Origin of the sequence: Paenibacillus riograndensis SBR5 (assembly GCF_000981585.1) — a bacterium.
In the GTDB taxonomy this organism is placed as follows: Bacteria; Bacillota; Bacilli; order Paenibacillales; family Paenibacillaceae; genus Paenibacillus_AQ; species Paenibacillus_AQ riograndensis.
The window spans coordinates 787949-806063 of record NZ_LN831776.1 but is presented as its reverse complement, the minus strand read 5'-3'; the positions used below and the strand labels follow the sequence as shown (position 1 = coordinate 806063).

Sequence of the window (18115 nt, the reverse complement as noted above, 5' to 3'; positions counted from 1 at the left end):
CGTCAAAAGCCGAATTGCGGACACTATAATCTGGATATTGGTATTAGCCTTCACTTTATCCTGCCTCATACCTTTAATTAATCTGGTTGCCATCTCGTTCAGTGACAATGCGGCGGCGTCAGCAAACATGGTAAGTATCTTCCCGGTTAATTTTACGTTAAGCTCCTATGAGAAGCTGGTGTCGGACTCCCAGTTCTGGCGCTCCTTTATGATCTCGGTAGAACGGGTTGTCCTTGGTCTGATCGTCAATATGATGCTGATGATTCTTGCGGCTTATCCGTTATCCAAAAGCTCAAAGCAATTTCGGGCACAGAAGGTGTATATGAATATTGTGATTTTCGCCATGCTGTTCTCCGGCGGTCTCATTCCAACCTTTATGGTCGTCAAAGGGCTTCATCTTCTGGACTCCATTTGGGCTTTGATTCTGCCGGGGGCTGTGCCGATTGCCAATGTCATTTTGCTGATGAATGCGTTCCGCGCCGTACCGAAATCTCTGGAGGAGGCCGCAACCATTGACGGGGCTTCGCAGTGGAGAATTCTCTCAACGATATATGTGCCTGTGGTGCTGCCTACACTTGCCACTGTAACGCTGTTTACGATTGTCGGACATTGGAATGACTACTTCAGCGCTTTGGTGTATATCAACAAAACATCGAATTACCCTTTGCAGACTTATATCCAGCAGCTTAGCGTGGATGTGCAGAATATAACTGATCCTCAAAAGCTCATAGAATACTCCAAGATTTCGAACCGGACGCTGAACGCTGCCAAAATCGTTATCTCCACATTGCCATTACTCCTGATCTATCCTTTTATGCAAAAATACTTTGTTACAGGAATTGTGGTGGGTTCCGTTAAGGAGTAATGTAGATAATTATACTTTGGGAGGTAAGCATTAGTGAAATTATCAACAAATACTGCCGGGCAGACATCCGGTATTCTGGATGACATGAAGATATTCGTTTCCCGTGATGAGAATCGCGGGATATCCTTTACCAATAAGGAAGCCGCTTATTATTACACTCAATCACATCTCAATGATCATGTGGAGCATGCTTATTTTGCGGGGTTGAACATATCGAAAAGCAGAATTTTCAGCGGGTACACCTTAATTGCAGATCAACAGAAACTGGATAATCAAGAAGCTGAAGTCTGTGTGTACCCCTATAAAATGGTGCGTATGCATGGAAGCCTGACAGAAGAGCTGTGGATGTTTGACTACAAAAATGTGCTGGAAATCAGTCTCACCGGTGCTCAAGAAACCATTGGGATTGAAATATTGGGAGAACAGCTCAACCTGCTGAATTCACGTGACGGCATCGCTTTTTTCAATTCAATAGAAGGCGGATGGGTTATTGCTGTAGGTGCAGCAGGCAACCAGCCGGTGGAAGTTAAGAATCATACCGTTTATTCCGCTGCCAACGCCGGAGGCTTTTATATTGCCGTGGGCAAAACGGTTGCGGAAGCGGCAGATATGATTCATGATACGAGACGGGACGCCGTCTCTATGAAGCACGAACGAATGAAACGTATGGAGGATTTTTTGCAGAAGAATGTCTACATCGCCAGCAGTAGTGATTCGCTCGCCTTGTCTTTGAATTGGTTAAACATCACGATGGACCAATTGGTGACCAGACAGCAAGGCGATGGAATCTATGCCGGCCTCCCCTGGTTTAATGAATATTGGGGAAGAGACCAATTTATTGCGCTTCCGGGAGCCGTATTGGTAACCGGGCAATTTGAAACTGCTAAAAATATATTGCTGTCCTTTGCAAAATTCCAGAACACCGATGCAGCTTCCAAATACTTCGGCAGGGTGCCCAATATTCTTGCCTTAAAAAATGTAGACTACCATACAACCGACGGGACACCGCGGTTTATCATCCAATTACAGGATTATGTTAAATATTCGGGTGACACGGCGGTCATCACAGAGCTTTACCCGGCGGTACAAAACAGTATAGAAGGCTCTATTAAGCATTGGGTGGACGATAAAGGCTATCTTATGCATGATGATAATGAAACCTGGATGGACGCCCGGGATGCCAACCTGAAGTCTTATTCTCCCAGAGACACCCGGGCTAATGACATTCAAGCGCTCTGGTACAATCAGCTCCAGGCTGGTGTATACTTTGCCGAGTACATGGGCGACAGCGGCAGTGCGAAGAAATGGGGCAATATCGCCTCCAAGCTCAAAAGAAACTTTGCAGCGGATTTCAGGGATCAGACACATCCCTATCTGGCCGACCGGCTGAACCCGGAAGATGAGCCGGAATTCTCACTGCGGCCAAACCAATTGTTTGCCTTGGACATGATTGATGATGATTCCTTCAAATGTGAAGTGATCAAGACAGCATGGGAAGAGCTCGTTTATCCATGGGGAGTTGCCTCATTGGATCAAAAACATCCGTTTTTCCATCCATTTCACTTAACCAGCCTTTACCATAAGGATGAAGCTTACCACAATGGTACGGTTTGGCTCTGGTTAAACGGGATAGCTATGCAGCGCATGATCGAAGCCGGGCAGGAAGAAACTGCTTATAAACTGTTCAAGAATATGAACTGGCAAGCGCTGAACCTGGGAGTCGTCGGGGGACTGAGCGAGAATATGGATGCTTATCCGCAGGAAGGCCAGAGCTGGGCCAAACTTACGGGAGCATACCTGCAAGCCTGGTCCAATGCCGAGCAGCTGCGTGTGTGGTATCAGTATTTTCTGGGGTTCCGGCCGGATATGATTCATCAGGCGCTTACGCTTGCGCCCCGGATTCCCGAAGAGATCAGGGATTTGCAGGCCCGGGTTAAGATTGGAAGTGGCACCATTGATTTCACCTATACAGCTACAGCGGCAACAGAACAAACGTATCTTTACGGGTTTAAGGGAATCGGACTCACGGCAGTTATTGATATATCTCCTTTTAAGATCCTTCAAATTGAGGCGGAAAAGGATTGTGAGCTGAAAATCACCCGGACAGAACTTAAATTAACGGCTGTCCTTAGCGATAAAACCGGCACAACCGGCAAAGAGATTATAGTGTCCCGGCTGCCGCTGCGTGAAGAACAGCAATTGAATGTAAAGCAAGTGTTTCAGCATGTTAAGTTTGCAGAGCCAATGGGTTTGGAGAATCATCCTGTTACGAAGCGCTAAAAATTTGATCCGGAAATCATAAGCTGCTGTTCCCGCACATAGAATGAACTGATAAAGATTTATGACGGGAGGATTGCAGTTATGCCGGATCAATACGGGCAAGTGCTGCCCGTGCGTATTCTCGAAGAAATTGCATTCTGGAAAAAACAGGAGCAGGAGCATACGGAAGTCATCAAGGGGGTTGTCCCTCAGCTAGAAAAGCCTTATGTGAAGCTGCTGGACGAATGGGCTGTTGTTTTTGAGGCCACCGGAGCGGCAACACGCCAGCTGATGGAGGCTTCCCGGGCCTCCAGCCCTGCAGAGCTGGCCGCCGGAACAGAACAGCTTCTCCAGGTGGCCTGCTCCCAGTCCCGCGAGTTCATCCGGCAGCAGCATGCCCTGATGGAGGAAAGCGCTGCTGTAAAAGCCCAGCCGCTGGCTGGAGCTGTGCTGCTGCATATCATCCGGGAGTCAGAGTATGTCGAGGCTCTTCTGAACACCCTGTCCGTACCCGGCATTGCTCCCGGATGGACACGGGAGTCTGCAGCGCCGTTGCCGGAAACAGCAGACGAACTCAACGCCAGAGACAAAAAGGCCAAACATGAACCGCAGGCTCCAATGGCTTCTCCGCTCTCCGGACAGCAGGAGCCCGGAACGGTTCCGATAGGAGGCCATACTCTGCCGCCCCTTCCCTACGCCTATAATGCGCTGGAGCCCTACATCGATGAAAAAACAATGCGGATTCATCATGACAAGCATCATCAAAGCTATGTAGACGGGCTGAACAAAGCGGAGAATAAGCTGGCCGAAGCCCGGAAAACCAAGGATTTTGATCTTGTAAAGCATTGGGAGCGGGAGCTTGCCTTCAACGGGGCCGGCCATTATCTGCATACCATCTTCTGGAACGTCATGTCTCCGCAGGGCGGAGGCCGTCCGACAGGTCCGCTGCTGGATGCCATAGAGCACAGCTTCGGCAGCTACGATGCCTTCAAGGAACAGTTCACAGAAGCGGCCAACAAGGTGGAGGGCGGGGGCTGGGCGATTCTGGTCTGGAGTCCCCGCAGCCGCCGGCTGGAAATTCTGACAGCAGAGAAGCATCAAAATCTCTCCCAATGGGATGTCGTTCCCCTGCTGGCCCTCGATGTATGGGAGCACGCCTATTATCTTAAGCATCAGAATAACCGTGCGGATTACATCAAAGACTGGTGGAAGGTTGTACATTGGCCTTATGTCTCCGAGCGCTTCAATGCCGCCCGGAAGCTGGTCTGGCAGCCCTTCTGACAGCGCGGCAGCAGCCTTTCGGCAGGCATAGGTAAAAGAGCCCTCCCGTCACTTCACAGTGCCGGAAGGGCTCTTTGCCGTATACTGAAACGGGGCAAACCCCCGTCTTCTATTCTTTGATCAGGGCCAGAAACTCCGCCCGTGCAGCAGCATCCTCACGGAAGGTCCCGCGTGCTGCCATGGTTACCGTCTTGCTGCCGGGTTTCTTCACCCCGCGGGCACACATGCACAGGTGTTCTCCTTCCACAACAACCATCACACCATGAGGATTCAGGACCTCTGTCATAATATCGGCAATCTGCGCCGTAATGCGTTCCTGCACCTGCAGGCGCCGGCTGACAGCTTCCACCAGGCGGGCCAGCTTGCTAAGCCCGGCAATCCGTCCGCTGGGAATATACCCGATATGCACCTTGCCAAAGAAAGGGGCCATGTGATGCTCGCACTGGCTATAATAGACAATATCCTTTACGATCACCAACTCTTCGTGAGACTCATCAAAGGTCACACCAAGCGCCTCACGGGGATCAATCGAATACCCGCCGAAGATCTCCTCGTACATCCGTGTAACTCTGGCCGGTGTTTCCAGCAGCCCTTCACGGCCGGGATCCTCCCCGATTAATTGCAGTATTTTCTCAACATGGTACTCGATTTGTTCCCGGTTTGCAGCAACCTTGCCGTTCATATAATCCTTGACGCCCCCCATGAAGCCTCCCCCTTCCGTACCCGTCTCTATTTCCGTTTATCCGGGACCGGTTACTTGCCTTTGCGGCCTTGTCTTTTTCCTGCCGCTGGCGCGCGTCCCGGCTGATTGCCGTTCTTCATCATCTGCTGGGCACGCTGCATCTGCTTGCCGTTCAAGTTATAACCCATCTGTTTGGCAACCTTCTGCAGCATTTCCGGATCATTCTGCATCGCTGTCATTTGTCTGCGCAGATAATACACACCAATGAAGAATCCGCCGACCAGACCTACGACAAGCGTAATAATTGGCAAAGCAATGTTCATCTAAAGTCCACCTCTGTACTTGAGTTGTCCGCAATGCCGCTGTAGGCACGCGAATCTATCATAGCATTTCAAGAACTGGACAGCAATTGGCAAATGAAGCAGGTTAGCCTTGTCCACTGGCTCCATCCTGCCCCTCTGCCTCCCCCCGTTCCAGCAGCTTGCCCTGTGCCCGTTCCAGCATTTCCCGGACGGTAGCGTCCTCTTCCTTATGCAGCGCCAGCTTCACCGCCGCCAGCGCTTCAGCGCCTCCAATGCGTCCGAGAGCCCAGGCCGCACTTCCGCGCAGCTCCGGACGGGTTTCCTTCAGCACAATCTCCGTCAGCTTCGGCACAGCCCCGGCTTCCTTGAAATTGCCGAGTGCGATCACCGCGTTGCGCTGTATCGGCTTCTTGCCCCGCCAGGCCGCTGAACTGCTGCCGAACTGCTCCTTGAACTCACGGTTGCTGAGCTCCAGAATCGGCAGCAGCAGCGGCTTGACGACCTCCGGATCAGGCAGCAGCTCCGGGCGGTGATTCCAGTTCTTCCCCCGGTTCTTCGGGCAGACGATCTGGCAGGTATCACAGCCGTACAGCCGGTTGCCGATCTTGGTCATGTATTCCTCACTCAGAAAACCCTTGGTCTGGGTCAGATAAGAAATACAGGCCTGGGCATTCAGCTGTCCGGGACCTACGAGTGCACCTGTCGGGCAGGCGTCAATACACTTCGTACAGCTCCCGCAGCCCTCCTCCACAGGTGTATCCGGCGGAAAAGGAATATTCGTTACCATCTCCCCGAGATAAATCCACGAGCCCCATTCGGGAGAGATAATGCTGCAGTTTTTGCCGCTGAACCCGATGCCTGCCCGCTCGGCAACCGCCCTGTCGACCAGCACTCCCGTATCCACCATGCTCTCCAGCTCCGCTCCCGGCACCCGCTCGCGGATGAAGGCTTCGAGCTTCGCCAATGCCTCACGCAGCACATGATGATAATCCCGGCCCCATGAGGCCCGGGCCAGGATGCCGCGGCGTGCGCCAGGCTCCGACTTCGGCGGATTCTCCATTTTGGAGGGATAGGCAACAGCGATAGCGATAATAGACTGCGGCTGCCCGCCGGACTGCAGGGCGGGGATGGTCCGCTTATCGAGATCCGGCTCCTCGAAGCCGGAATCATAACCGTTGTCACGATGCTCCTGAAGTATATTTTTTAAATATAAAAACGGCTCCGCAGTCGCAAATCCGATATCATCAATACCGATTCCCGGTGCGGCAGCCTTAATTTCAGCCTTAAGCCCTTCCCATTTCGAAGGCGGAGGAGCATAAGCTGTCTGGATGTTATTGTTCATTACCGCCTTCTCCTTCACTTATAGTGCATTTGCTTTGCTAAGAGGCCACCAGATATACGCAGCCTTACCGACGATACGGTTCTGCGGAACGGCGCCAAAATACCGGCTGTCCTTGCTCGCCCCGGCATGCCGGTTGTCACCCATCACAAAATAGGTTCCCTGTTTAACGGTAAGCTCGGCAAAATCCGGGTCCTGAATCTCCGTGTCCACATAGGACTCGCCGATAAGCTTGCCGTTCACGTACAGCTTGTGGTTCCGCACTTCAATCCTGTCGCCGGGTATCCCGATGACCCGTTTCACCAGATATTCCTTGCGGTCCGGGCCGGTGCTCGGGTCATGCAGCACAACCACATCGCTCCGCCTGGGACTGGCAAAGGTTAATGATATCTTGCTGATAATCAATTTTTCGCCCTCAAACAGCGTGGGCTGCATGGACTGGCCTATAACCGTTGAGACATTGAACACAAAAATATTGAGCAGTGACATCAAGGCAAATACAATTGCAGCAGTAACCAGCCAATCCCGGAGATCGCGGACCCAGCCTGTTCCTGATAAGGAGCCGGTTCTCCGGTGTGTAACGGACCGGTATCTGTGCTTGCGGCTCCGCATGAAATCTTCTTCAAGCTCCCGGTTCATAGGCCACCTTCTTGCTTATCATTGGTCATTCAAGTCCCATAACAATAGAAAAGCATATCTCCCGGCCATTTGCAATGGACTTGGAAAGATATGCTTCAGTATAATGAATCAGACTATGCAAGCACGCATCCAATACTAAAAGTATGTACTCTTAATTCTCGCAATCATTGCAGGCGTACAATCGCAGTAGTTCTCTATTCTAGAAAATGTTTCCGCTTACGCAGCACCGGAATCAAAACGCTTACCCGACAATGCTAAGCTTCCGTACCGACTTGAAGATTTGATTCTCGTTATAACCCATAGCTTCATAGAGCGGCAGCGCAAATGAGTTATGCTCGTCGACGGCCACATAAATACCGCTGACCTTGCGTGCCTGAAACTTGTGTTCCATCGCCGATACAAGACCTCTGCCGATTCCTCTGCGGCGGTATTCGGGATGGACGGCAATGCGGAAATAACAGCCGTGATTCTTCTCGATCGTACCAATCAGCGCACCAACAATCTCCCCTTCATCCTCGGCTACAACAATGAGATCAGAGTCCCATGAAAGCTGCCTGGAGAAAGGCTCGATAGTGCTCTCGAAACATTCTTCCGATAATGCGGTCTGCAGCAGTTCAGTCACAGAGGTAACGTCGCTTAATTGAAAGGAACGAACGTGCATTCTTTAAATCTCCCTTTTCTATGGCTTAGAATTTAACAAAAAGAAGGAGTTCCCGTAACGGCATAAAGAGGAAAAAGAAAAGCAAATGAATGATTCCCAAAGAGCTATCTGAAATCAAACAGGGAAGTTGCTTCTCAGCGGCTAAAGAAGTATTAACCTAATGTTAAACAGTTTATAGCTTCTTTAAACTTCAAAAAACGAGGAATACCTGCTTTTAAGTCTATTAAAGCATACTTTTCTAGCGATATCATCAATTTTCTTTTGAAAGCGCTTGATTTAAAGCGTTTGCATTGTATATAATTACATAAATCCTTTATTAAGGTAATTATGGCGGTGTAAACAACTGCCGGCGGCGGCCGTTTCGGTTTTAACTCGGCGTTGACACTCGCAGTCAGGTTTCAAAGCCTCATTACTTTTTAAACATTCGTGTTTGTTTAGTGTTGCATTATTGTTCCAGATACGGTTTAATAATAGTATCTTATCGGGTACATAACCTATAAGGTACATCGGAAATAAGGGATTTTGACGTCAAGGCCGCCAAAATTCTTTATCCATACAAATTCAAATACCACTCAGGAGGGATTTTCCATGGCATTTCAATTACCGGCACTTCCGTATCCGAACAACGCTCTTGAACCGCACATCGACGCATTGACGATGGAGATTCACCATGACAGGCACCATAACACATACGTGACGAACCTGAACGCCGCACTGGAAAAGGCACCCGAACTGCAGGGCAAGAGCATTGAAGAGCTTCTTACCGACCTGAACGCAGTACCTGAAGCGATCCGTACTGCTGTCCGCAACAACGGCGGCGGGCATGCCAACCATACCCTGTTCTGGGAAGTCATCGGACCGAACGGCGGCGGCGCACCAACCGGCGCACTGGCAGCTGCTATTGACAGCGAGCTTGGCGGTTTCGATAAATTCAAAGAGGATTTCGCTACGGCGGCAACTACCCGTTTCGGCAGCGGCTGGGCCTGGCTCGTTGTTAAAGACGGCAAGCTGGCGGTTACCAGCACACCGAACCAGGACAACCCGATCAGCGAAGGCGCTACTCCGATCCTCGGACTGGATGTATGGGAGCACGCTTACTACCTGAACTATCAAAACAAACGCCCTGACTACATCAAAGCCTTCTGGAACGTAGTCAACTGGGAAGAAGTCGGCAAACGCTACGAAAGCGCAAAATAAGCTTCAGCAGCATAAATCAGCTGCATGAAACAGAACAAAACGGCTGCACCGTCCAATGATGGACGGTGCAGCCGTTTTGGATTTTAGGCTAGTCCTGCCTGGGGCGCCCTCTATGAGCCCTGCGGCAGGCCTTATTAGTCTAACCCTGCCTGGAGCGCCCTCTATGAGCCCTGCGGCAGGCCTTATTAGGCTAGCCCCTGTCTGGGGCGCCCTCTATGAGCCCTGCGGCAGGCCTTAAGTGGAAAAAGGGCACTTAATTCCTGTTCATTCCGCTTCTCCACAAGCATTAGGTGGAAAAAGGACACCTAATCTGGCCACTTTCTGCTTTTTCGGACAAATCCGCTTAATTTAAGTCTACTTTTTCCCACTATTCCCTCTGCCGAAAGCATCTGCGTCCATTTAAGTTCCCTAATTCCACTTCGCTTCTTTCCTGCAGCCCACGCACGATCCTGCCCTTTTGTTTTCTGATCCCAGGCCCCGCCTGCAGAGCAATCACTGTAAGCGCACTTTGTACAGTATCTGAGAGAAATCATCCATTTTGTTCATCGAAATAGCTGTTCAGCAGCTTCAAAAACACGTTCGGGAAGGCATAATTAGCCATTTCCTCACGGTTGATCCACCGTACCGCTCCGCCATCCTCGGGATTGCCGTTGCCATCCGCGAACGGCTCTATGGTGCCGCCGTCCACAGCAGGCTGCCCGTTTGAGGTGCCAGCGGCACTGAACAAGCTGGGATTGCCGTTGCCGTCCGCAAACGGCTCTATAGAGCCGCCGTCCACAGCAGGCTGCCCGTTTGAGGTGCCAGCGGCACTGAACAAGTCGGGCGTGGCGCTGCCGGGTGCTAACGCGGCGGAACTGCCCGCGTCGGCGTTCAAGGCCGGCGCATCCTTGTCTGCGGCAGGCAGCCCTGCGCCGCTGATACCGGTGGCGGCCGAATCCTGAGGCCCGCCCGCGCCGGCTGGCCGGCCGGCATCCCCGGCACCCGGGGATTGCCCGGCGGCGTACGCCGCCCGCCCTTCCGCCGCCACTGGCAGCGCGCGGACATCCTCTTCCCTGCAGCGGTACACCTGCAGGGTCCACACAATATGGCTGAACGTATGTTCCGCAGCCATCCAGTGCTCTTCCGGCCGGGCAGGAATCCCGGCCTGCCTCAGGGACCGGCGCAGCCGGTCCAGCGCCGCGGCCTCCGGCAGCAGCGCGCCGCCCCTGCCGCCCTCCGCAGGCGGCGCAGGCCAGTGCGGCAGCTCCCACATGCGGGCCAGAAGCCCGCTTACCGGCCGCTGCCGGATGAGCACCCGGCCCGCGTGCTCGCCGCGGCCTTCCACCAGGGCCGCCAGCCGCTCCTCGGGGCGCGGCGGCTTCGCCTTGGTTTTGACGGGCAGCGAAGTTTCGCAGCCCGCCAGCCGCGCGGCGCAGTGCTCCATCACCGGGCACGGAAGGCAGCGCGGTGATTTCGGCGTGCAGACAAGCGCGCCAAGCTCCATCAGCGCCTGATTGAAATGCGAAGCTTCGCCTTCAGGGATCAGCTCTGCAGCCAGCCGTTCCATCGCAACACGGGTGGGTCCCTTGGCGATATCATCCTCAATGAGGAAATAGCGGGACAGCACCCGCATCACATTGCCGTCCACGGCCGGTTCCGGCCGGTTGAAGGCAATGCTGAGTATGGCACCTGCTGTGTAAGGGCCTACGCCCTTGAGGCCAAACACGGCGTCACGGTCATTGGGCACCTGACCGCCATATTGCTCTTTTACCTGCTTGGCTGCATGCTGCAGGTTCCGGGCCCGGGAGTAGTAGCCGAGTCCCTCCCAGCACTTCAGCACCTCCTCCTCGGGGGCATCGGCCAGTGATTCCACCGTAGGAAAACGCTCAATAAAACGGTTAAAATAAGGAATTACCGTATCCACTCTGGTCTGCTGCAGCATAATCTCTGAAATCCAGATGTAATAAGGGTTGCGGTGGCGCCGCCAAGGCAAATCCCTTTTCTGGCCTTGATACCATTCCAGCAGGAAGCGGCTGAAGAATAACTTGGCTTCCTGCTGTGTTTCACTCTGTTGTTCATGTATTGTCATCGTTATTCTCCTTGCCGTTCATATAATCTTGCACCCGGTTCACAAAGGCTGGCTATAGATTATTGGGGTATGTCCCGGGTGGGTCTTAGTATCCGCGCAGCCTCTCCACCACCGCGAACGCCGAAGCCAAACCGCGGCTGTGCGTAATCGTGAGATGAATGGTATACTCCTGCTCCGGCAGCCGCAACCGGGACCAGGCCTCAGCCGACAGTGAGGCTACGGGCTTGCCCAAGGCGTCCGGCAGAATTTCAATATCCTGAAAACCTACCGTATGGCCGATTCCGCACCCGAGCGCCTTGACTACCGCCTCCTTGGCCGAAAACCTCCCGGCTATGAACTCTGCCGCCTTCCCGCCTTTGCCTGCGGCCAGTACCAGCTCCTGCGCGGTCAGAATCCGCCGGGTGAACCGGCTGCCCAGGCTGCCATTCGCAATACCCGCAACCCTCCCGATTTCCAGCACATCATGCCCGATTCCGTAAATCACAATCCCACACCTCTCATGGCTTTACATTCATTAACCATCTCATATTCCCTTCTATCCTTACCGTGCTTCTAATGGTATGATCTTCCTATAGGCGCCAGAAATCTCATATAACAGAGAAAGTCCGCCTGCCTCTTTACCCTGAACTATATAAACTGAACTTTAAAATTTTTTGATTTAGGAAGGGTCGTGACTCCAGAGAATGTTTGGACTTCCAGCCGCTGCCCATATCCAGATTTCTTGATTCATACCGCTTTTCGCGGTAGAAATCCGGCTACAAAGGCGAACGCTAACGCTCCTACAGTTCCAAACTTCTCCTCCGCCAACTTCCCTCTTATTCTTAATTTCTCAAGTTCAATTTATATATTAATAATAGTTTTAACGTCAGCATTCTGCTATCTTAAAAGAAAAAACCGCTAAAGTCTATTTATGGGTATATCCGGTATATTTAAGCCCTTCAGTTTAGAACCGGATTCGAACACAGCCCGGCTGTGATACTAGAATATCAAGGAAAGGGAGACTGCCCTATGCCCCGTAATTTCGAATTGCCCGCAGGAGAGGATGCTGTCCTGCGTTGTTCACATTTTCCGGCCCAAGGCGAAGCCAAGAGCCTTGTTGTGGTCGCTCACGGCTACAAGGGCTTCAAGGATTGGGGAATGTTCCCTTATGTTGCAGAGGCCCTTAGTGATGAGCATGAAGTGATCAGCTTCAACTTCTCACATGCCGGAATCGGCGAAGATCTGCAGAATTTCACCGAGCTTGAAAAGTTTGCCCGCAACACCTACCAGCGCGAGATCAAGGATATGGAGATTCTGCTCTCCTATCTGAGCCAGCATCACAGGTTCGGAAGTCTGCCTGTCTTTCTGCTGGGACACAGCCGTGGAGGGGGCGACTGTCTGCTCTATGCACTGGATCATCCTGCAGAACTTGCCGGTGTGATCTCCTGGAACGGGACCACCAATCTGGACCTGTTCACAGAAGAGCAGAAGCGTGAAATGAGGGAAACGGGCCGGACCCACGTCCTCAATGGACGGACAGGCCAGCAAATGCCGCTGGATGCCATCATTATAGAAGATCTGGAACAGCAGGCAGAACGTTACAACATATTGGAGCGGATGAAGCAGGCCGCCTTCCCCGCGGTCCTGATCCAGGGGAGTGAGGACGGCGAGCGGCTGCGGCGCGGTTCAGAGCAATTGATCCGGTTTCGGCCGGATATTGAATGGATACAAATTCCGGGCGGCAATCACACCTTCGGCACCGTCCATCCTTTTACCGGAACCACACCTCAGCTGGAACAGGCCATTTCCGCCTCCAGGGATTTTATCACCCGGGTTTTGGAGGAGTAGCTGTTATCATGAAAAACCGCCGGAGCGTCTGCATTGAACGCAGCTCCCCGGCGGTTGGGCAACACATTTTTTTAGATCCCGGGAATCACATTGCGCTTATGCGCGGTTCTCCGGTAGAAATTCTCCAGTTTCTTCGCCGCTTCAGGGCTGACGGTCTTGCCCTCCAGGTAATCGCTGTTCTCCTCATAGGTGATGCCAAGCTCCGCTTCATCCGTCTGTCCCGGCCACAGGCCGGCTGTCGGCGCTTTGGTGACAATATCCGCAGGCACTCCGAGGAATGCAGCTAACTGGCGCACCTGGCGCTTATTCAGCGAAGACAGCGGTGTAATGTCCACGGCACCATCGCCCCATTTGGTATAGAAGCCGGTTATAGCTTCGGAAGCATGGTCTGTCCCCACTACCAGCAGATTGTTCTCAAAAGCCAGCGCATACTGCATCACCATGCGTGTTCTTGCTTTTACATTGCCTTTCCCCTGATGAGTGATGTGGCGGTGCTGTCCAAGCGATTTCAGGCTGTGCTCTACCTCAAGGGCGATCTCGTTGACCGCTTCCTCGATGTTGGTCTCTGCCCTATGCGTCAAACCAAACGCCTCAGCGACCGCATAGCTGTGCTCGATATCCTCCTGTTCACCATAAGGCTGAAAAACACCAAGCGTCATATAGTCTTTGCCTTCCTCGGCTGTAAGCTCATCCGTAGCCCGTTTGCACAGACCTGCGGCAACCGCGCTGTCTACCCCTCCGCTGATTGCAATCAGCAGACCGCCCGCACCTGCTTCCAGCACATATGCTTTCAAAAAATCCACCCGTTTCCGGACCTCAGCCTCCACATCAATGGAGGGTTTAACACCAAGGGCGGCAATTATTTCGCTCTGCATACTCAAGTACTACACCCCGCTTCAGATGATTTGCGTGAAACCTATAAACTCCTGTATTTTCAAAAAAATCCCGCAGACTTCCGGACTACCGGCAGCCTGCGAGACTCAAGTAAAGACCAGCCTTATTTTATTGGCACAGGCGGTTGAATACATCTTTCAGCTCAGCCGCAATTTCGGCAGCTGAACGGTCTTCGACCCCATGGCGTTCGATGAAGTGAACAAGCTGTCCATCCTTCATCAGCGCGATCGAAGGCGAAGAAGGCGGATACGGTGCAAAGTACTCACGCGCTTTGGCTGTGGCTTCTTTCTCTTGACCGGCGAACACAGTGTACAGGTGATCCGGCAGAATCTCATTCTGCAGTGCCTGGGCCACGCCCGGACGGCATTGACCGGCTGCACAGCCGCAGACCGAATTCACAACAACAAGCGTTGTACCCTTGGAGTCAGGAAGCACTGCTTCCACCTCTTCCGGAGTCAACAGCTCCTTAAATCCGATGCTTGTCAGATCATCGCGCATGGGTTGGATGGAATCCTTCATATATTGATTAAATGACATGGACATTCTGTGCACTCTCCTTTATCCTTTGAATATTTGTAAGACCACGTTGCAGCAGGATTTACTAACTTTATTATACATACATACTCTGTGAAAGCAAGCGGCAGCCGCTTCATCTTCCCTGATCAGGAACACTACGGCTGCGGGGGAGAATCAGAGTGCTCCTTCGTGGCGGCAGCCTGCTGCCTGCCCTCCTGCACGTAGGGAAAAGAAACGATAAATGCCGTGCCTTTCCCCACTTGGGACTCCACTCTGATGCTGCCATGATGCCGCTCGGCAATGCTCAGGCACAGCGGAAGGCCCAGGCCCGTACCCTGGTTTTTGGTGGTGTAAAAAGGTACAAACAGCTTCTCCAGCTGACTCTGCGGAATACCGCTGCCAGTATCCTGTATAATCAGCTCCACCTTATTCTCGTTAAAATGCGTTTCCAGAAGCAGTTCCCCTTTAGGCTCCATCGCTTCCATCCCGTTCCGGGCCAGGTTAAGGATCAGCTGCTTGATTTCCCTGGGGTTGAGCTGAAGCAGCGGAAGGGATGGGCATAATCTCAGCTCCACGCTTTGGCCGCGGAGGTTAGCGTCGGCCCACAGAAGGGGGGCGAGCTCTTTTATAATATGATGCAGCTGAACAGGCTCCTTGTCAGAAATCCGGCTCTGCGCAAGGGAGAGGAAGTCATTAATAATCCCGTTGGCCCGGTCCAGCTCCTCTATGACAATCTGATAATATGAGTCCATTTCCCCGGGGCTTTTCTCCCGCATAAGCTGCAAAAATCCGCGGACTACGGCCATTGGATTGCGGATTTCATGTGTAATTCCTGCTGCCATCTGCCCGACCAGGGTTAGCCGCTCCACATTGTCCAGTTCGCTGCGGAACTTCTCTTCTTCGGTCAGGTCCTGGACTATCAAAACCCGGCCTCCTGATCCTCCTCCCAATCCTTGCTGCAGAGGCGCAGAAAATACATTGTAGGTTCTGGAGTCATACTGCACTTTCTCGTTATACCGTTGTTTGCTGAATCCGCTATCTTTCATACGCTTTAGGGCCTCCCCGTTAATCTCTTGGAGGAGCAGCCGTTCTGCCTGCTGGCCTACAATAGCCTCCCTTGTAATGCCCGGCTCATGCTGCCGGAAGAGGTCCAGCATACAATCATTAATCTCCGTCACATAGCCCATATCGTCAAGTAGCATAATACTGACAGGTACGACATTGGTGATCTGCTGCAGCTTCTCCGATTCCCGTTCGAATTTCTCCGAAATCCCTTTCATTTTCTCCTGAGTCTGCTGCCTGTCCCAAGCGGTTTCAATAAAGTATAACAAGCTTCCTCCCAGGATAACCGGAACAAGCAGGTAGAACAAGGCCACTGCCATTTCTTTGGGCGAGGTGTCGTACAGGCTGGGGCCATACATTTTTGGCGCAAGGACAATAAACATCATGCTCGGAAACAGCACACTCCAGAGAATGAAGATTTTGCCCATAATGTTTTCGCTCTTAAAAGGCTTCGCCATGCCGAACAGCAGCGGATACAGCAGCACGCCTGTGTTCAGCACCAGATTGCTGAGGCCGGGAGGCTCCGAGAATAATGCAGTGCACAGTATAAAAAAAACAGCTAAGCTGATCCCCGAGCGGAAGCCGGCATACAGGATACCGATATAAGCGGGGATCATCGCTAAATTCAGATAGATTGCACCAAACAGGGTTGTGGACAAAAACATGCAGAAGACAATGCTCAGCGCACAGCTGAGTATTAAAAAGGATTGGTCGTCTGGGAACTTTCCGTTCCTTCGCACGATATGGCCTTGATCGATCCACCATTTAAACATGCACAGAAAGGAGCAAGCCGCTGTAATTTGCAATAAAATATCCTTTACCGCATAAATAATTGAAATCACTCCCCTAATTGGACAAATTATCCTATTCACATTGATTAAAGCACACACGCGCTATCCTGACAATGTAAATCCCGGCGCCTAGGTCCGGGTCTCTGGCCCAGCCGTGGCCTTAATGGTATGATGCCGTTAGGGGGGCGCAAATCGCACCGTGCCTTTAACATGTAAAGGAGCAGATTTATGAGCGGCAACTATGATGTAATTATTATCGGAGGCGGACCTTCCGGGCTTATGGCCAGCGTAGCAGCAGCGGAGCATGGAGCTGCAGTTCTGCTGGTGGACAAAGGCTCCAGGCTTGGCCGGAAGCTGGGGATTTCCGGCGGCGGCCGCTGCAATGTGACCAATGCCAAGGAAACCGCTGAACTGATATCCCATATTCCCGGCAACGGGCGCTTTTTGTACAGCGCATTTGATCATTTCAACAATCTGGATATTATCCGGTTTTTTGAGAATCTCGGCATCGCCCTGAAGGAAGAAGATAACGGGCGGATGTTTCCCGTGTCAGACAAGGCCTCAAGCGTCGTTTCCGCACTCATCGGCAAGGTGCGCAGTCTGGGCGTGCAGATGATCACGGACAGCCCGGTGGCGGAGGTTCTCTATGGAAATGGCAGTGTGAAAGGCGTCCGGTTGACCACGGGCAGAACACTCAGCGCCAGTGCCGTAGTTATTGCCACCGGCGGCAAATCGGTTCCTCAGACCGGCTCTACCGGGGATGGCTATCCATGGGCTGAAGCCGCCGGACACACCATTACGGAGCTGTTCCCCACGGAAGTGCCCATCCTGTCGCGGGAGGGGTGGATCAAATCAGGTGAGCTGCAGGGCCTGTCCCTGCGGGATGTGACGCTCACGGTCTGGAATCCTAAAGGCAAGCGGGTCATTGCCCACCGGGGCGATATGATCTTTACCCATTTTGGACTCTCCGGGCCGATTGCGCTGCGCTGCAGCCAATTCCTGCGCCAGGTCCAGCGCAAGTCCGGAACCGATACTGTAGAGCTGTCTATTGACCTTTTCCCCGACTTGAACCCGCAGGAGATGGAAGAACAGCTGCAGAATAAGCTGGAGCTGGAGCCGAAGAAGGCGCTCCGCAACTCACTGAAGGGATTACTGCTGGAGCGGATGATTCCCCTCCTGCTCGCCAAAGCGGAACTGGATGGCGACACCACCGGGCATCATCTGCCCAAAAGCGGGCTGCAGGCGCTTGCAGCCCTCCTGAAGCGGTTGCCGGTTCAGGTATATGGCACCCGCTCCCTGGAGGAAGCCTTTGTCACCGGCGGCGGCGTCAACCTGAAGGAAATTAATCCGCGGACCATGGAATCCAAGCTGATGCCCGGCTTGTTCTTCTGCGGTGAAATACTGGATATTCACGGCTATACCGGCGGATACAATATTACCGCAGCCTTCTCCACAGGATATACAGCAGGCAAGCATGCAGCAGAGCAGTACCGGAAATAAGCTGAACTTGAAAGAGCAAAGCGGTCCGTGTGCGGCGCAAACCCGCCGGCGGCGCTCCAACAACAAGCCAGCCTCCTATTTCAGGAGGCTGGCTTGTTCGGGTATTATACATTCCCCCCTCTCGGGGTGTGCTTATTAGAACAGGAAATTTCATTACCAAAAACCGGATTTGAAATTTCCCAATGTCTGGACCGGCCGTGACTCTGGAGAACCTTCGGACTTCCGGCCGGGG

General features: G+C 52.7%; 14 protein-coding genes and 2 pseudogenes. 6 read left to right on the top strand and 10 right to left on the bottom strand.

What is annotated here, in order from left to right; genetic code table 11:
• Positions 1-127 precede the first annotated feature (127 nt).
• The 3 genes from PRIO_RS03575 (at position 128) to PRIO_RS03565 (ending at position 4405) form a co-directional block, all read left to right on the top strand.
• Positions 128-865, top strand: coding sequence for a carbohydrate ABC transporter permease (locus PRIO_RS03575; protein WP_020430618.1), 738 nt, complete (start codon positions 128-130; stop codon positions 863-865).
• Positions 866-898: 33 nt separating this feature from the next.
• Positions 899-3145 (top strand): amylo-alpha-1,6-glucosidase, encoded by a 2247-nt coding sequence (locus PRIO_RS03570; RefSeq protein ID WP_020430617.1) that lies wholly within the window; start codon positions 899-901, stop codon positions 3143-3145.
• Between the two features lie 81 nt (positions 3146-3226).
• The gene (locus PRIO_RS03565) at positions 3227-4405 is read left to right on the top strand and encodes a Fe-Mn family superoxide dismutase (RefSeq protein ID WP_020430616.1); all 1179 of its coding nucleotides are present in this window, start codon (positions 3227-3229) and stop codon (positions 4403-4405) included.
• 109 nt (positions 4406-4514) lie between these two features.
• Here PRIO_RS03565 and folE read toward each other — a convergent pair whose 3' ends face one another.
• The 5 genes and pseudogenes from folE to PRIO_RS03540 all read right to left on the bottom strand — a co-directional run bounded on the left by folE (position 4515) and on the right by PRIO_RS03540 (position 8028).
• Positions 4515-5108, bottom strand: a complete 594-nt coding sequence (gene folE, locus PRIO_RS03560) for a GTP cyclohydrolase I FolE (RefSeq protein WP_020430615.1) — start codon at positions 5106-5108, stop codon at positions 4515-4517.
• Positions 5109-5158: 50 nt separating this feature from the next.
• On the bottom strand, positions 5159-5410 hold the full coding sequence (locus PRIO_RS03555) for a YneF family protein (protein WP_020430614.1): 252 nt from the start codon (positions 5408-5410) through the stop codon (positions 5159-5161).
• Between the two features lie 118 nt (positions 5411-5528).
• Positions 5529-6731: pseudogene (queG, locus tag PRIO_RS03550) on the bottom strand (tRNA epoxyqueuosine(34) reductase QueG); the annotation flags it as partial.
• A gap of 18 nt (positions 6732-6749) precedes the next feature.
• Positions 6750-7367: a signal peptidase I gene (gene lepB / locus PRIO_RS03545; protein ID WP_020430612.1), complete on the bottom strand. Its 618-nt coding sequence runs from the start codon at positions 7365-7367 to the stop codon at positions 6750-6752.
• Between the two features lie 241 nt (positions 7368-7608).
• Positions 7609-8028: a GNAT family N-acetyltransferase gene (locus tag PRIO_RS03540; RefSeq protein WP_020430611.1), complete on the bottom strand. Its 420-nt coding sequence runs from the start codon at positions 8026-8028 to the stop codon at positions 7609-7611.
• A 588-nt stretch (positions 8029-8616) separates the two neighbouring features.
• On the opposite strand from PRIO_RS03540, the gene PRIO_RS03535 reads away from it, so the two are divergent.
• On the top strand, positions 8617-9225 hold the full coding sequence (locus PRIO_RS03535) for a superoxide dismutase (RefSeq protein ID WP_020430610.1): 609 nt from the start codon (positions 8617-8619) through the stop codon (positions 9223-9225).
• Positions 9226-10201: 976 nt separating this feature from the next.
• Here PRIO_RS03535 and mutY read toward each other — a convergent pair.
• Both mutY and acpS read right to left on the bottom strand, forming a co-directional pair.
• Positions 10202-11293: pseudogene (gene mutY, locus PRIO_RS03530) on the bottom strand (A/G-specific adenine glycosylase); the annotation flags it as partial.
• Between the two features lie 85 nt (positions 11294-11378).
• On the bottom strand, positions 11379-11777 hold the full coding sequence (acpS, locus tag PRIO_RS03525; RefSeq protein WP_020428231.1) for a holo-ACP synthase: 399 nt from the start codon (positions 11775-11777) through the stop codon (positions 11379-11381).
• 524 nt (positions 11778-12301) lie between these two features.
• On the opposite strand from acpS, the gene PRIO_RS03520 reads away from it, so the two are divergent.
• The gene (locus tag PRIO_RS03520) at positions 12302-13120 is read left to right on the top strand and encodes an alpha/beta hydrolase family protein (protein ID WP_020428232.1); all 819 of its coding nucleotides are present in this window, start codon (positions 12302-12304) and stop codon (positions 13118-13120) included.
• 71 nt (positions 13121-13191) lie between these two features.
• Here PRIO_RS03520 and nadE read toward each other — a convergent pair whose 3' ends face one another.
• The 3 genes from nadE to PRIO_RS03505 all read right to left on the bottom strand — a co-directional run bounded on the left by nadE (position 13192) and on the right by PRIO_RS03505 (position 16365).
• Positions 13192-14001, bottom strand: coding sequence for an ammonia-dependent NAD(+) synthetase (gene nadE, locus PRIO_RS03515; protein WP_020428233.1), 810 nt, complete (start codon positions 13999-14001; stop codon positions 13192-13194).
• 121 nt (positions 14002-14122) lie between these two features.
• Entirely contained in the window at positions 14123-14557 is a 435-nt protein-coding gene (locus tag PRIO_RS03510; RefSeq protein WP_020428234.1) for a BrxA/BrxB family bacilliredoxin, read from the bottom strand.
• Positions 14558-14685: 128 nt separating this feature from the next.
• On the bottom strand, positions 14686-16365 hold the full coding sequence (locus tag PRIO_RS03505) for a two-component system sensor histidine kinase NtrB (protein ID WP_167345578.1): 1680 nt from the start codon (positions 16363-16365) through the stop codon (positions 14686-14688).
• Between the two features lie 246 nt (positions 16366-16611).
• Here PRIO_RS03505 and PRIO_RS03500 point away from each other — a divergent pair, with 246 nt between their 5' ends.
• Entirely contained in the window at positions 16612-17883 is a 1272-nt protein-coding gene (locus PRIO_RS03500; protein WP_020428236.1) for a BaiN/RdsA family NAD(P)/FAD-dependent oxidoreductase, read from the top strand.
• Positions 17884-18115: the final 232 nt, after the last annotated feature.